This window comes from Marivirga sp. (assembly GCF_035704835.1).
Taxonomy (GTDB): Bacteria; Bacteroidota; Bacteroidia; order Cytophagales; family Cyclobacteriaceae; genus Marivirga.
Genome location: NZ_DASSWQ010000003.1, coordinates 1 through 16,243 on the forward strand (window position 1 = coordinate 1; position 16,243 = coordinate 16,243).

General features: G+C 32.1%; 12 protein-coding genes and 1 riboswitch. Of the genes, 3 read left to right on the top strand and 9 right to left on the bottom strand.

Features of this window, described 5'->3' with window-relative positions:
• Nucleotides 1–185: 185 nt before the first annotated feature.
• The 3 genes from crcB to htpG all read right to left on the bottom strand — a co-directional run bounded on the left by crcB (nt 186) and on the right by htpG (nt 3,440).
• Complete coding sequence (crcB, locus tag VFM92_RS00115) at nt 186–557, bottom strand: fluoride efflux transporter CrcB (protein WP_325120154.1); 372 nt, start codon at nt 555–557, stop codon at nt 186–188.
• A complete protein-coding gene (locus VFM92_RS00120; protein WP_325120155.1) occupies nt 554–1,441 on the bottom strand; it encodes a hypothetical protein in 888 nt (295 codons plus the stop codon). The genes crcB and VFM92_RS00120 overlap by 4 nt, the downstream gene beginning before the upstream one ends.
• Nucleotides 1,442–1,553: 112 nt before the next feature.
• Nucleotides 1,554–3,440 (bottom strand): molecular chaperone HtpG, encoded by a 1,887-nt coding sequence (gene htpG, locus VFM92_RS00125; protein ID WP_325120156.1) that lies wholly within the window; start codon nt 3,438–3,440, stop codon nt 1,554–1,556.
• A gap of 240 nt (nt 3,441–3,680) precedes the next feature.
• Between htpG and VFM92_RS00130 the strand changes: the two genes are divergently transcribed.
• Together VFM92_RS00130 and VFM92_RS00135 are read left to right on the top strand one after the other, a co-directional pair.
• Nucleotides 3,681–4,472: a DUF4197 domain-containing protein gene (locus tag VFM92_RS00130; RefSeq protein WP_325120157.1), complete on the top strand. Its 792-nt coding sequence runs from the start codon at nt 3,681–3,683 to the stop codon at nt 4,470–4,472.
• A 70-nt stretch (nt 4,473–4,542) separates the two neighbouring features.
• Nucleotides 4,543–5,175, top strand: a complete 633-nt coding sequence (locus tag VFM92_RS00135; protein WP_325120158.1) for an outer membrane beta-barrel protein — start codon at nt 4,543–4,545, stop codon at nt 5,173–5,175.
• Between the two features lie 24 nt (nt 5,176–5,199).
• On the opposite strand, the gene VFM92_RS00140 is transcribed toward VFM92_RS00135, so the two are convergent.
• The 4 genes from VFM92_RS00140 to VFM92_RS00155 form a co-directional block, all read right to left on the bottom strand.
• Nucleotides 5,200–6,069 carry a hypothetical protein gene (locus VFM92_RS00140; protein ID WP_325120159.1) on the bottom strand — a complete coding sequence of 290 codons (870 nt, stop codon included), beginning with the start codon at nt 6,067–6,069 and terminating at the stop codon, nt 5,200–5,202.
• Between the two features lie 6 nt (nt 6,070–6,075).
• Nucleotides 6,076–6,873: a DUF2490 domain-containing protein gene (locus VFM92_RS00145; protein ID WP_325120160.1), complete on the bottom strand. Its 798-nt coding sequence runs from the start codon at nt 6,871–6,873 to the stop codon at nt 6,076–6,078.
• Nucleotides 6,874–6,877: 4 nt separating this feature from the next.
• Nucleotides 6,878–8,845: a hypothetical protein gene (locus VFM92_RS00150; RefSeq protein WP_325120161.1), complete on the bottom strand. Its 1,968-nt coding sequence runs from the start codon at nt 8,843–8,845 to the stop codon at nt 6,878–6,880.
• Nucleotides 8,846–9,153: 308 nt separating this feature from the next.
• A complete protein-coding gene (locus VFM92_RS00155) occupies nt 9,154–10,644 on the bottom strand; it encodes a glycosyltransferase (protein ID WP_325120162.1) in 1,491 nt (496 codons plus the stop codon).
• Nucleotides 10,645–10,933: 289 nt separating this feature from the next.
• On the opposite strand from VFM92_RS00155, the gene VFM92_RS00160 reads away from it, so the two are divergent.
• Complete coding sequence (locus VFM92_RS00160; RefSeq protein WP_325120163.1) at nt 10,934–13,441, top strand: ATP-binding protein; 2,508 nt, start codon at nt 10,934–10,936, stop codon at nt 13,439–13,441.
• A gap of 4 nt (nt 13,442–13,445) precedes the next feature.
• On the opposite strand, the gene VFM92_RS00165 is transcribed toward VFM92_RS00160, so the two are convergent.
• On the bottom strand, nt 13,446–14,831 hold the full coding sequence (locus VFM92_RS00165; RefSeq protein ID WP_325120164.1) for a sigma-54 dependent transcriptional regulator: 1,386 nt from the start codon (nt 14,829–14,831) through the stop codon (nt 13,446–13,448).
• 237 nt (nt 14,832–15,068) lie between these two features.
• Nucleotides 15,069–15,551, bottom strand: a complete 483-nt coding sequence (locus VFM92_RS00170; protein ID WP_325120165.1) for a DUF4293 domain-containing protein — start codon at nt 15,549–15,551, stop codon at nt 15,069–15,071.
• 259 nt (nt 15,552–15,810) lie between these two features.
• A riboswitch (SAM riboswitch) is annotated at nt 15,811–15,910 on the top strand.
• Nucleotides 15,911–16,243 lie beyond the last annotated feature (333 nt).

A 16,243-nucleotide genomic window follows, 5' to 3' on the forward strand; every position in this document is an offset into this window, starting at 1 on the left:
AGTAAAAAATGGACTCAGCCTATTAGAAACTGGGGAGTAATACTTAACAGTTTTCTTATTATATTTGAAGATAGGGTCAGATTAAATGAATCTTAACCCTATCTTCAAAATTTTTAGTTACACACTTTTTGGGATAGTGTCGAATTTTGGAAAAGATATTGTCTGATGAAGGATATGCATATTCTCTAAACCAATTTCACTAAAGTAAACCCGATGAAAACTGCCAATAAACCAATAGCTATACTTCCTAAAGCATACAATAAAAACAATCCTATTTGTCCATTTTGTAGATAGCTAAAGTTTTCAATTGTAAAGGTGGAAAATGTAGTATAGCCTCCACAAAAACCAGTCACCAGTAGTAATTTGAAATACTGAGAAGGGTTTTCAATTAAATACCCTAACATTATTCCAATTAAAAATGAACCTACAATATTAGCTAATAGTGTTCCATAAGGGAGAAGATTAGATAAATACTTTTCCGCAAAATGAGATGTAGCATACCTAGCAATGCTTCCCAAACCACCACCTAATCCAACTAAGAGTAAATTTTTAATCATTTAGAAGCGAATTTACGATTCCATTGCTCTCTATCATAAACCAATTCACCAGTAGCATCCCATTCTTGGTTTATGTAAGGCTCAAAATCTTTATCAAAAGGATCCCTACTATATTGAATTGTTTTTTTTCTTCTTCTTCTTTGGTCATAATATTCTACCCATAAACCCACTTTCTGATCGAAACGGTATTCTCCTTGAACTGCTATTTGTCCATTAGGATGAAAATAAAGATAGGTTCCTTCTTTCTCACCATATTCAATAGGAATTACCTCTTTAACTCTTTCCTTATTTTCTTCATCGTAATAAGCGATTTTGGAATCTATTGGCCAACCTTTAAAATATACAAGCTTATCTAAAAGAATTCCATTTTGGTCATATCGCATCCATCTTCCATGCTTTAAACCATTCCAAAACATGCCTTTTTCAATTACTTGTTCGTCTTTCAACTTTTCATAGGGGCCATGAAGAATCCCCGAAAATTTTGGGTCAGCATTTTTGGTGGTTCTGATTTCTTTTCTTTTGAAATCATACCAGTAAAAGTCCCTGACATAGGGGTCGGGTTCCACATATTCTTTTTTAAGATAGTTGAAAAGTTCTCGAGTTACATTATTTCCAAATCCTGACAAAGTGTAGTTTTTCCTTACTTTTTTATCGTAGTAAAAATTACGTTTTTTCTTTTCCTTCTTTTTTGATTTATCCTCTTCTTCCTCCTCTTCTTCCGCGTTCAAATCGATGGTTACAGGTGCTCCATCTAAGAATTGGAAAGTCTTTTTGATAGTATCTGAAGGAGTGGGAATCGTATCATGAGGAATTTCTTCTTCCTGAGCTAATAGGGAGGTAGATAAACCAAAAAACAGTATAGATATCAGTAGGAATTTCTTCATATTATGCTAAACGAAAACAGCCCGAAGTTATTGAAAATTCCGGGCTGCCTCTAATAATTATTAAATTTTTCAATTATGAATTACGAATGAAGATTTTAAAATTCATAATTATTTACTTCTCCATCATCTCCACACTTCTGCTGATGAAGTTAGTTAAATTCTTACCATTCAACATATTTTGTGAAAGCAAGGCTAAATCATAATTCTGCTTTGCAATTTTCTTTTGCTCTTCTTCGTTTTCCGCTTTCAATATTTTTGAAGCCATTTTATGATTTGCATTGATGGTCAAATTGTATTGGTCTGGCATACCACCCATGAAAGGCATTCCTCCACCTGTTTGTTGCATATCCTTCATTCTGCGCATAAATTCTGGCATAGTTAAGGAAACTGGCAATTCATCAGGTGATAAGGCCTCAACAGCCACCGTCATGGAAGAATTATTGATAGCATCTTCAAAAACCTTTTTCAGTTTTTCTTTTTCATCATCAGATAATACACTTTCTGCTTTTTCGTCTTTATCAATTAATTTATCCACTATGTCAGCATCTACTCGCTTCATATTGGTTTTCTCCAATTTCTGCTCCAGTTGATTGATGAAATGACTGTCGATAGGGCTGTCCAATAAAACAACATCATAGCCTTTTTTCTGAGCAGATGTGATATAAGCATCTTGCTTATCAGGATTAGTGGCATATAAAATAGTCACATTCCCATCTTTATCAGTCTGATTTCCAGCAATGCTTTCTTTGTATTCATCTAAGGTGAAATGCTTACCTTGTTCTATGCTTTTCAATAAGCAGAATTTCTTCGCTTTGTCATAGAATTTGTCATCGCTCATCATTCCGTATTTCACGAAAAGCCCAACGCTATCCCATTTCTCTTCAAATGATTTTCTATCATTCTTATAAAGTTCAGCCAGTTTATCTGCTACTTTTTTAGTAATGTGATTATTGATTTTCTTCACATTACTATCTGATTGCAAATAACTTCTAGATACGTTTAGTGGGATATCTGGAGAATCGATGACACCATGCATCAGCATCAAGAATTCAGGTACCACATCTTTCACCTCATCGGTGATGAAGACCTGACGAGAATAGAGTTGAATTTTGTTTTTCTGGATGTCAAAATCATTCTTGATTTTAGGGAAATATAAGATTCCTGTCAAATTGAATGGGTAATCTACATTCAGGTGGATCCAGAATAATGGGTCTTCGCTAAATGGATAGAGTTCTTTATAGAAATCTTTGTATTCTTGATCAGTTAGGTCTGCGGGAGCTTTTGTCCAAAGAGGAGCCGTATTATTAATTACTTTCGGCTTTTTAACTTTTTTCTCTTTAGCATCATCGCCTTCTCCTTCTTTAACCGTTTCTTCGGTTTCACCAAAAATGATTGGAATAGGCAAAAATTTGCAATATTTAGTCAATATTTCATTGACTCTGTGTTCTTCTAAAAATTCAACAGAGTCCTTATTGATGTGCAAAATGACCTCAGAACCTCTTTCTTTTTTGTCACCGTCTTTTAATTCAAATTCGGTGCTTCCATCACAAATCCAATGAGCAGGTTCTGCTCCTTTTTCTCTAGAAAGTGATTTGATTTCCACTTTATCTGCTACCATAAAAGCAGAATAGAATCCTAAACCGAAATGACCGATAATACCTGAACCTTCACCTTTTTCTTTATATTTCTCCACAAATTCAGTGGCACCAGAAAAGGCAATTTGGTTAATATATTTTTTGATTTCTTCACCAGTCATCCCGATACCTTTATCGATGACGTGCAAAGTCTTTTTCTTTTTATCTATTTTAATTTCAATGCTTAAATCACCCAAATCGCCATCATATTCTCCTAGCGTACCAAGGCTTTTGATTTTTTGAGTGGCATCAACTGCATTGGAAACCAACTCACGAAGGAATACTTCATGGTCGGAGTATAAAAATTTCTTAATGATTGGGAAAATATTTTCCGAGTGGATCGAAATACTACCTTTCTCTTGCATTTTGTTTATAGTTTTATTTTAAATCTAATTTTAGTGTCATAAATACTTAAAATTTCATACTAATTTTAATTCCAAAAATTATAGGGATAAAATTTTCATGTATAAATGTCTTGTAAGCCATATTTGATATTCTACTTCGCAATCAACAATTCCTATTCCATTTATAAATTAATTCATATTTGCTGTCAGCTTGGCAGAAAAATTATGCGTAGATTGCATCGTCTGAAAAAATATCATATTATGAACAGGTTATCCGTAATTTTCTTTGCCATTTTTTGCTTTATTATGATTAATTCCTGCGAGGTTTTGAAACAGGTCGCTAAAGATTTTGATTTGGACCCCACCATTACTGCTCAGTTAACCGAGAGAGAAGTAATTCAAGGCTTGAAATCTGCTCTTGAGGTCGGCACCACAGCAGGAGTGGATCAATTAGCTCAAACCAATGGTTACCTGCAAGATGAAGCTGTTAAATTATTATTACCTGCAGAGTTGCAATCTGCTATTACTCAATTAAAGTCAACAGCAGCTGGTAGAAAAGTTTATGATGAATTGATTAAAGATATTGAAGCGGATATGATTGTAAGCTTAAATCGCGCTGCAGAAAAAGCAGTCGTTAAAGCCAAGCCTATATTTGTAAATGCCATTACGTCAATGACGATTCAGGATGGCTTTGATATTTTAAAAGGATCAGATAACGCAGCTACTACCTATTTGAGAAATAAAACCTTTAGCCAACTTGTAAATGCTTTTAAACCAGACATAAAAGATGTTTTGGATGAGCCAATCGTATATAATAGAAGTCCTGAGCAACTATATAGTAGTTTCGTAAAAACTTATAATGATGTTGAACGCAATGATATTATCAATGCGTTAAACTTAAGTCCAATAAATGAGCAGGATCTAGCTTCATTTGTGACATCACGAGCTTTGGATGGAATGTTCCAAAAAATAGCGCTGAAAGAAAAAGACATTAGAGATAATCCTTCAGCCAGGATAAATGATATTTTGAAAAAGGTATTTGCCCAGCAATAATTTAAAAAACTGCATGAATTTTGATGAGGTTTGACTTATTCTTTAACGATGATTTGAAGACGATTAAATTATGAAGCAGTTATTATTTGTATTAGTATTAATTTCAATTTGGGTTATTCAATTACCTAATAAATTACATGCTCAGGATTATGGGCTTAAGGCAGGAGCTGTAATTTCTACTATTAACGGTCAAGGAAATAAGAGTTTGAAGCCTGGTATGCAATTAGGTGCCTATAAAAACTTTGGCGCGACTGAAAAGCTTTTCGTTCAGATGGAAGCGCTTATCACTCAAAAAGGATCATGGAATTGGGATAGCAATAATGTAAAGAATATTAATCTATATTATTTTGATTTTGCTGTCATGTTTGGAATCCTTGCATATGAAAAATTTACAATAAATATTGGAATCCAACCATCAGTTTTCTTAGGTGGGAGTTATATATATTCTATTGATGGGCAACAGCAAAAAGAGAGCTTAAGTGGACGAGTAAGTGCTATGGATTATGCCACTGTCTTTGGTCTGGAATATGATCTAAATAATAATTATACTATTGGAGCAAGATTTAATTACAGCTTTGTTCCTTTGCAATCCTATGAAAATGATTTTGCTGAAAATAATGAATTGCCTTATTCTATGGTGTTTCAGCTCTATGGAAAGCTTAAGTTTGTAGAATTGATGGATTTATTTAAGGGTGATGATTAAGTAATAATCACGAATTATTTTTCATTACTGCACTAACTCATCTTCATTCCATTCGCCTTCTAGTTTTATCTTCCCGTCTTTGTCGTACAAGATGCCATGACCGTTTCTTTTGTCATTTTCCCACTCTCCTACATATTTTTCACCTGTATTCCAATAGTAGGTACCAGTTCCTTCTCTTTTGTCATTTTGGTATTCACCAACATATTTATGACCATCTACCCATTTATAGGTTCCTTTACCGTGCTTCATATTGTTTTTCCAATCCCCATCATATACACTATTAGAGCTGTAGTGCCCAATACCTTCTCCATTGGCTTTACCAAATTTCACTTCCCCAAAATAAGCGATTTTAGTCCCATTAGCATTGTAAAAAGTTAATCGACCTAGCTCAGCTTTATACTGAATTTGCTTATCTTTTTGTTCAATAGTGTTTTTTAAGCTTGCAATTTCTTTATTCAAATCTGTTTTTATGGATTCAAATCTGTTTTGATATTTTTCCTCTACTTCATTGATTTTATGTTCCAATTCACGCTCCATATTTGCCATCTGAGAGCTGCTCACATTTTGAGTACTATCGAGTTTGGACCGTAAAGAATTAAATCTGGCAATAGTAGCCTTTCTGCTTTTCATAAAGCTTTTATCATCGATTGAATCCACTATTTGCATATAAATATCCATTGCCGAATTATATTTACCAGCTATAAAGAGCTCATCTGCTTTAGATTTCTGTCGATACAAGGCGCTTTGCCTCTCTAATTTCATCAACTCATTTGTGTTGTTGTGAGCTATTTCTTTGAAATGATTTTTCCTTTTACTAACCAGGAAAATAGCTATTAAACAACCAATGATTACTGCAATTGAAACGTATAGAGATATATTTTTAAATTTATTCATTTCTAATTAATCCGAAAGTTTCACATTCGGAATCTTTTGTTCTTCTTTTCTAAAATCTAAGGAAATATATGTGCTTAATCTTAAAATAATTCTTCTTTTGTAAAGGGTGGGATCATACAAATCTTGACCAGTAGTGTACATTACTCCTAATGAACTACTTACTCGAGGGCTTGATATATAGCCTATATTTCCATATAATCTCAGATCCTCTACAAAGCTCCCTACTATGTTCTTTCCACTTTGCATGATTAATTCCATACTAGGAGAAACATAAAAAGTCCCAGGCTTTAGTTTAGTACCATTGATAGGGATTTTCATATAGAAATTGTATCGCCAACGATTACCAAATTTGAATTCATCATTACTAATTGCGGCACCTCTTTTCCAACGATGTTCAATCCGAATTCTATTATAAAGCATAAACCTAGGAAAAGGCAGTACAAATAGATATTGATGCCAAACTCTGGGTTCAATATAAATAGGATCGTATTCCGTATTATTAGGTTCAGGTGTGAAATTTAATCTCAAAACTCCTCCAACAGTAAAGTTGAAGTTGGGTGAGACCACATAATTTAAGCCGTGTCTGTTATACACTTGAGCCATTCTATCAATAAATGGATTCTCAGAACTACCAGTTCTTCTGTAATGCATTTCAGCTGCCCAATAAAGCTTCTCAGCTATCCTGAATTTATTGTAGGAGCTCAGCCACATATTGGTACCAAGCTCTTCAACTTGAGGTTCAAATTCTTGAGCTGAAATATTGAAGCAAGTTCCTAAAAATATAAGTAGTAAAAATTTTCTCATACCATTAAAAGCTTAATTCCATTTCCAATATTTCAGCTGCTTTTTCTGCAGTTTTAGCTCTTTTAACTTTTCTTTCCATTCTGTTGGTACTGCTTTCATTCAGTAGAATAATCATTTCATCAAATAATATTTTGAAATTGGCTTTGTAGGCTTCCAAATTATCACAATTTAAGGTTCGCATATTTTTGAAAATGCTAGGTAGTATCAATTTATTAAAAGCTTTATAAATTGATGGTTTCGATTTTTCCTCCATGTTAGTAAAGGTGTACGGATTGAAAACCTCTTTTGTGTAGGCTTCATTTATTTTATAAATACTCTCAGTTGATTTCTGTATCGTATAGATTAGTTCTTCTGCTTTTGAGAAGCAAGTTATTAAGGATTCAATCACGTTTATTTTATCATCAGGTGTGGCTAGGTTGGAATATATTTCTAACTCTGAATTTGCAAAATCTTTAATAGCCTGCGCTACATCTATTCGTGCAAAGTTATCATGTTCTCCTGTAATAAGTGAATCAGCCAGAGTTTTAATTTTTTCATATTTCACTAACATGGCATCTTCCAATTCTACTAACTTTTCTTCATTTTGGATTTCAGCTATGTATCCGCGAAGGTTTTCGTTAATACTATTCAATTCTTTTTCAATTGATTCCATAAATGCGGATAGTTTAAATAGATTTGAATCTGTTGAATTCTTTAAGAAGCTTAAATCAGATTGAAATTGATAATCTTCCGACAAACTGTCTGAATTGATAAGTCCATTGATAGTTTCTTTATCAGTAAGCTTAATTTTATACTGAATTAATTCATCTCGCTCAAAAAACTTGAGTTGGTTATCATCATACAAAGACAAAATTTCCTTAGTCGGTATAAGAAAATTTTGATTAATTTTCTGTAGTACATTTCTATATAATTCTACTTTTTTGGTAGATAGACTTGCAATATTAATCTGCGGATTATCTAATAGTGTTTTAGTTTTAAGTTGATTTGCTTCGTAATTATATTTTAATTTCTTTAGAAGGCTTTCCTCATCCGCCTTAATATTTGATGCCAGTAATTTACTTGAAATAGTAGGCTTAATAGTGGATTTTGTAATAGGTGAAAATGTTTTATCAACTAGGTCTAGGTTGTCTAATAAGGTGAAATATAAATTACTGATTTTATCTTCTTCTTTATATTTTTCTAATAGTTTTTCATTAAAAATTCGAGCTTTTAGCTCTATAATTTCTAAAAATTCATCATCTAAAGGAATGATTTTTCCTGATAAGTCATTTTTTCCCGGGTAGTGAATTTTAATCTCTTCCACTTGGTCATTTCTTCTTAACCGCATGGCCACTAAAGTATTATCTTCAAAAACCCATTCTTTTACTAGCTTTCTATTTCCATTTTCATTCATTCTATAAAATGACCAAATGCCTTTTGTCATTTCATTTTTTTCTAATTCACCTTCTAAAACATCTTCATTAATTTGTAATCGAAAGTTTCCTTGGGCTTCATCTTCTTTGAAGTTAATGGTAGCAGTAAGTGTGGTGTCTGTTATTTTAGAATTGCGTATTTGCCAATCATAAATTCTCCATTCACCAGTTTTCTTTCCTGCCAGAAATTTACCTTCAGCCATAAACTCATGACCATTTACATCATAAGAATAAGTGTAGTTTTTATAATAACCTTTGCCAGTAGGTTCAAAGGCACCTTTTTTCAATTTCCAGTTTTCATCTGCTCTGTTTTCTATGAAACTGCCTTCAACTGACAAATATTCATGTATATCTTCTTGATTTTCAAATTGCTGCGATAGTTCAAATTCCCCATCATAAATAGTATCATTACCACTAATGTAGAATTCGTATTTCGCTAAGTATTTTATATTATTTATGGTATAAGAACTATCATAACTTTGGATGTTTTGTCCATTTAATAATGTTGCATTGATTACAATAATTATTAGGACAATAATAAATCTATTATGTGTTACCATTATTACAATTTTATCCAGTTCATTCGCATTGGAAATTACATTTTAAGGAAACAATCATGCCAATGAAAATATTTAATTTTATTATGTTTATAAATTTACTAAAATAGAATGTCAAAGATAAAAATATAAAAGCATCTTATGAAATGGGTAAAAATCATGGTGAGCTCCAGTTTCGGAATTGATTCTTCTTTTCATAAATTGAATTAAAGCAATGTAGACAAAACCAACAGTTTGTTGATTTTGTCTATATAATGTTGAATGATTCAGTCATTCATCAAGGTGTCATATTTGAAGTGAATTTTTATCTTTTAATTTTTTTGAGGTAATCCTCTTGTTAACCATCCTCTTTTATTTGCGGTTGCTATGGCATAAGGTGTGATCCAAAAAAGACCAAAAGCATAAAATATACTGTAAGCATACATATAAAAGCATTCTGAAATGGTATGTTTTTTTGCGTAAAAGAATGCAGGGATGCTTGAAAATATTAATACACTCACCAATGAGGTACTAATAAATAATAATGGATGAAAGCTTATAAACAACAACATTATAAGTGTAGCTGGTATTGCGGTCAAAACTCTTACCCATTGATTGATTAATAGAATTCTTGTTCCAATTTTAGATCCTTTTCGGAAATTTGTAAATGCAAACCTGCTCATCATTATATTTTCCCTCACATTACTTCTTTCCCAGCGAGTATACATTTTTTGCAGATTATTATACTTCTCGGGGATATTAGTTAGCACTTGTGCATTGCTTTGGAATTTGACATCATAACCTTGTTTTAAAATCATATTGGTCATGGCTCTGTCTTCTCCTATATCAGTAGGCTTACCAAAGAAAGTTTGATTGATCCAATCATTTAAACAACCCATAACTGCTTCTCTTTTATAAGCAGCTAAAGCACCTGGAGTACAAAGTACAGTACCCAAATTACTCTGAGCAGATCGAATGAACTCAAAACTAAAGGCGAAACTAACATTCAGCATTTTAGGAATTATAGCTTTTTTATTATTCAAAACTTTTACATTTCCTGCCACTGCCCCACAATTTTTATTAGTAACAAAAGGAGATACCAAATTCTTCAGTGTATCAGGATTCACGATTGAATCACTGTCCACGGTAATGAAAATTTCCCCTATTCCGATATTAAACGCACCGTATAAAGCATGTCTTTTCCCCATATTCTTGGGTTGCTTAAGAATTTCTACTCTATCACCCAATTCTGATTTAGCTTTCTTCATCCATTCCCAGGTATCATCTTTACTTCCATCGTCAATAGAAATGATTTGCATTTTATCAGCAGGGTAGTCGCTGGCAGCCAAACTTTTCAAGGTTTTCCAAACCAATTCTCCTTCATTATAAGCAGGAACAATTACAGTACAGCTTGGTAATAAATTAGGAGTAACTGCTTTAACGGCTTTGTATTTTAAATAATTAACAAAGATAAATAGGTAGAAAAGTAGTTTAAAACCTAATAAAGATAAACTTGTAATAATAAATATTGTCCCCCAAACGGAGTTTAATCTATTATTGTGCAATAATTCTAATTGTGGCTGTAAATAGAAAAATGAAATTAAAGCACTGATTAAAATGGAAAAAGTAGCAATCAGAATTATAGCTCCAGTATTATTTGTGAAAAATCCTTTTATACCACTAATAAAATCATAAGATTTCCGATCATACTGATTTTGTTTACTTTTTTTATTTTCAGTGACTGGAAGAGGTAAAGGAAACAGAAAACTGTACAAAGTATTTTTTCTATCTGTCGAATATTTTTTTTGGTCTTTCAGGTTCATATCTAAATAGTTTTGTGTATAGAAAGCCAAAATTCATTCCATAGCTAAAATCTGCTTTAAAAGGCACTTTGATTATTTATTTTCATAAATTGTGTGGTTTAAAACCACATATTGCCTTATTTTAAGTCATTCTTTTGCACGTTGATCTACAATAACTTATATAATTCTCACCTTACTAGTAGGTAGGACTTGCACTGTTTTTGAGAGTTCTTAATTTATCTTTTAACTTATAGAAGGTATTTTTACGTTGCGTAAGGATACTCATATAGTAAATACCGTAATTAAGTCAATGTTTTCATCTAGGATAAAAGTTTTTATTGTCTTACTTATCATTGGGGTAAGCTCCTTCTCTTTGCTCTATTGGAGTTATCTTAATTATGTTAACATAAATGAATCTATTGCGACAATAGCTCAGCCAAATAACAAAAACAATCAGATAAATAAAGTATTTCAAGAAATTATAGAAGCGGATAATTTTTTTCATACTTTCATTTTAACGGATGATAGTAGCATGCTAAATTCATATCATCAGAAAATGTCTCTTGTAAAGAATCAAATGCATTCGCTCAAAAATGATTTCTTTAATGACAGTGTTCAGTTAAAAAATCTTGATTCCTTAAATCGAATAATTGAGGAAAAGTCTGAGTATCTAAATATTATTTTGAGATTAAAAAAAGAGCAAAGTAATTCTTTTTTTACTAGCGAAGCTTTAAAGCGAATCGGGAGACAATTAAATGATTCGGCTTTTATAGAAAAGGCTTTATTGCGTAAAGAAAGGCTGATAGCATCTCTCGATTCAGTGGAAAGGCAAGAAATTATTAGAAAGCCAGATGATTTTAAGGGAATTAGTGGTTTTTTTAGAAAATTATTTGGTAAACCTAATATTGAAGTCGATACTATACGAACCATTGAGGAACAAATTGATTACAGTTTAGAGCTATCAATTGATACTAGTATTGTAAGGGATTATTTTATTGACACTACCTTATTCGCTGTAAAGGAAATACTAGTGGATGTATTAACGGAGGAGATTGATTTGCAATATCAACTTAATGATGCAGAGCTTAAACTCTATGAGCAAGATCAAAAACTCATCGACAATATAAAAATAATAGTCGAGGAGATTTTAGAGCAGGAACGGGCTAAAAATGAACAAAATTCCGCAATAGTTTTAAGTGAAACGAATCAAGCCACTCAACGAATATTTATGATAGGTGGGGTGGGAATTCTATTAAGTGCGATTTTTCTTTTTCTAATTTTCCAAGATATAACAAAAGCTAATCAATTGAGAAAAAATCTTCAAGTTGAAAAAGAAAGAGCACTCAATTTGGCTCAAGCAAAGGAAGACTTTTTATCCAAGATGAGTCATGAAATTAGAACACCACTTCATAATATTATGGGGTTTACACAATTACTTTCTGGAGCTGATATGCTTGATGAGGAGAAAGAATATTTAGATGCAATTTCTCAATCAAATCGCTATCTAAGTGAGTTGATTGACAATATATTAGAGAAATCGAAAATAGACTCAGGAAATTTTAAAATTGAAAAATCAGCTGTTCACATCCCTTATCTGGCCAATGAGCTTCATCAAGTTTTTATGTATAAGTTTTTGGAGAAATCTCTTCAATTCGAAATAGAGGTGGAAGAGCAGCTTAAAGAAAATTCGGTATGGGTTGATAGTTTGAAATTGAAGCAAGTACTCATTAATTTGATTGGGAATGCGGTGAAATTTACTGACTCAGGATATGTGAAAATCATTTTTTCTATAAAGGAATTTAATGACCATAAGCAAGAATTACATATTGCAGTGGAAGATACAGGAAAAGGGATTACTGATAAAGAAAAAGAATTGATATTCAATCAATTTGAACAAGGAGAACATGCTAAGTCCAGTAGTTTGACTGGTTCTGGTTTAGGATTGACTATCAGCAAAGACATCATAGAAGCTTTTGGTGGTCAAATTAACGTTGAAAGTGCTCCAGATATAGGAACTCGATTTTATTTATTTTTCCCAGTTCATATTGATAATGGAATTGAAAAAGCGGCAAAACAGGGAGAGATAAATAGTAATGAAATTTCAGATGGAAAATATGATATTCACTTACTAATAGTAGAGGATGACCCTTGGAATGCAAAATTGATGATTAATATTTTGAAAGACAGGGTGCTTGATTTTAAAGTATGTATTGATGCTGAAGAAGCTCTAGAGTATTTAAAATCTACAAAAAAGGAAGTAGATTTTATTATGACAGATATCAGTTTACCGGGTATGGATGGGGTTCAATTTTTTAAGAAGATTAGAAAATTAGGATATGAAATGCCTGTAGCTGCAATAACTGCTCATGTCTTGAAAAATAAAGAAGAAGAGATGTTGTCGAAAGGGTTTTCAGATGTAATCATTAAACCTTTTCAACCACATGATATTATTAAACTTCTGAATCAGTATTTTAATAAAATGGAAGATGTTGAAAAGGAGAATCTTTCTAAATATGAAGGATTATGGGCTTTTGCTGGAAATGATGAAGGAGTTTACCGCAAATTAATTTCAGATTTCAAGTTATCTTTAAAGGAAAAACTAAATGCTTTTGAAATTGTAATGATTGAAAAAGATGCTAAAAATCTCTCTAATTTGGCGCACCAAATGAAATCTGCTTTTGAACAAATCGAAATAGAAGATTTTAGTGAAGCTCTGCAAAGCATTGAAGTTTATGTGGAGCTCAATAAAAATGAAAGGGCTTTTGAAGAAGCAGAAGTTCTCCTGCCAAAGTTAAAAAAAGTGTTGGAAGGTATGTGATAAACTATGAATCAATATTATAAGATTTAATCTTCTTATATAATGTTGTTCTATCAATGTTTAAAGATTGTGCAGCTTTTGATTTATTGAATTTATGTTGAATAAGGGCTTGTTTAATGGCATTTTTTTCTTGATTTTCCTGCATTTCTTTTAAATCTAAACCTGTACTTTTCAGAGGTTTGGCTTCAACTGAATCTTCGGATTTAAGTTCTGTTTTCTGATTAAACCCTACAGGCAAGTTTGACACTTCTATTCTGGAAGTATCAGATAATAATACGGCTCTTTTAATAATGTTTTTTAGTTCTCTTAAGTTTCCTGGCCATTCGTATTCTGTGAAAATTCGTAATACTTCTTCCGAAAGTTCATTGACCTCTTTCCCCAATTCTTTATTGGCTTCTTTTAAGAAAAAATTTATAAACTCTTCTAAATCGTCTATTCTTTCTTTCAAAGAAGGTGAATAAATTTCAAATTCATTTAATCTATGATATAAATCGTTACGGAAAGCCTCTTGCTGAATGTTTTCTGATAACCTTTCATTTGTGGCAGAGATTATCCTCACATCAATTTCCAGTTCCTTTCCACCACCCACTTTTCGAATGACTTTCTCTTGTAAGGCACGTAAAAGTTGTGATTGCACCTCATATGGAAGATTGCCAATTTCATCCAAAAACAAGGTACCACCATTAGCTAATTCAAATTGCCCTTTTCTGTCTGTGAGAGCACCGGTAAAGGCTCCTTTTTCATGACCGAAAAATTCACTTGCTGCCAATTCTTTAGATAGAACTCCACAATCTATAGCTACAAACGGCTTATCAGATCTTTTACTTAATTCGTGGATTTTCTTAGCGACATATTCTTTCCCTGTACCACTTTCTCCCATGATAAGAATACTCATTTTGGTTGGAGCAACAATATTCACCTGCTTCCATAATTCCAAACTCAAAGGGTTATTACCTATTATATACTGATTGTTTTGCGAAAGTGGTTGATCTGGATCAGAACCAGTATTTTTTGGTTTAGCGTTAAAATCAAGCGCCTTTTCAATAGTCTTTAGTAGTTCATCTGGGTTCACGGGCTTATTCACAAATTCGAAAGCTCCTAATTTGATGGATTGAACAGCTGTTCGAATATCAGCATAATTAGTAATTAGAATTACTGGGGTTTGGGGCTGATTTTTTTTAATTCTTTCAATTAGGGCAAGCCCATTCATTTTTGGTAGTCGGAAGTCAGTGAGCACCAAATCAAAATTGTGTTTTTTTAATAATTCTAACGCAGAATGACCAGAATGAGCAGATTCAACTTGATATTTATTTCTTGATAGGTAATTGGAAAGCATCTCATTAAATGAGGGATCATCATCCACAATCAATAGTTTTTTGCTTTCTTTCATATTACCTTTTTTAAATGTTTGTTAGTTAAAAAGCTTCAATGATTCAATTTTTCAATCTTACCTTCATAATTTACTCTATTCACTATATAAAGTTTTTGAAAATAATGATTCATTCCATAATACATGCAAAAGCAGTAAGGTGAATTTAAGGAAAATTAAATTAGGTAATAATTGAAAAAGTTTAGTTATGCTACAACTTAAATTAAACAAAAATGAAGTTAAAAAACGAGCGTTAACTTATCTTAATCTATCCATTGATCTTACTAATCGTTCATCTTTCCTAATAAAGCGAGCTGCAAGAGAATTGAAAATTATGGCGATGGCAGGTAAAAATAGACCATAACTATATGTACCTTGAATCCCCGGTAATAAATCAGCTTCTGCTTGGGTTGACCAATAAGCAGAAAGACCTAAGGCTGTTCCAATCAAAAGGGAATTAAGTGTCGTAAGCATTATTTGGCGCATTCTATTTTTGTACAAACCAATAGCTATAAAAGAAGCGCAAACTGATAAAAATCCTAAAATACCAGGAATTACATAAGGCATATACTCATTTTTTGCTCCTTCTTCAGGAGCGCTTATGGTTTCTAAATATAATGCAGTTAAAGTGTAAGTAGCATCAGTATTTGCATTTCCTTTTTGCCAGATAGGTGCAATTAAAAATATTAACATTGCTAAACCTGCTATTAATAAAAAAATAGTTTGAATTCTTTGAATCATTGGGAATCGATTTTTAATGTTATGCAAATATAAGGTAAAAATCAGGTTCATTAAATGCTAGATCTAATAAAAAACACCCCTTAATTATCTCGACTTGAAAGATTATTAATTTAGGGCTGCTAATAATACTCTACAGTTTGTTGCAAAGAATTTTAATCCTGTCTGCATACATTTTTGTTAAATATTTTAATTTTTTTTTCAGTTCTATTTGAATTATAAAAATAGCATTTTACCTTTACGACACCAAATCAAAATAATTGATTTATAAAGAAGTGCGTAGAGACAGGCTCAATGACGCACTAGCAACCTGACACTTGTCAAGGTGCTAATTCCTGATCCAATATTGGAGTATATAAATTGACGAAAATGGAAAAATCTAATTTAATTTTGCAGGTTATTAGTAACCTTAATCACAAATCTTCAAACGATTTATCTCTTTCTTTTTACAAATCTGCTTTTGATAGCAATCATTGCTGTTGTTGTTTATAAGCAACCTTATATCTAAGCTGCTACTTTTTAATTTGGGAAATTAATTCCAAAAGCCCTTTGATCGGATCAAGCAATAATTCTGGGGATTTAGGATTGAAGAATTAACTTTGTCAAAAAAAGACAAAGTGGATCAGAGTTTAATTGAGTTGTTTTTGCCAGAAGGGATTCTCGAATATTTCCGGGTTACTTCAGTTAAAAAGAAA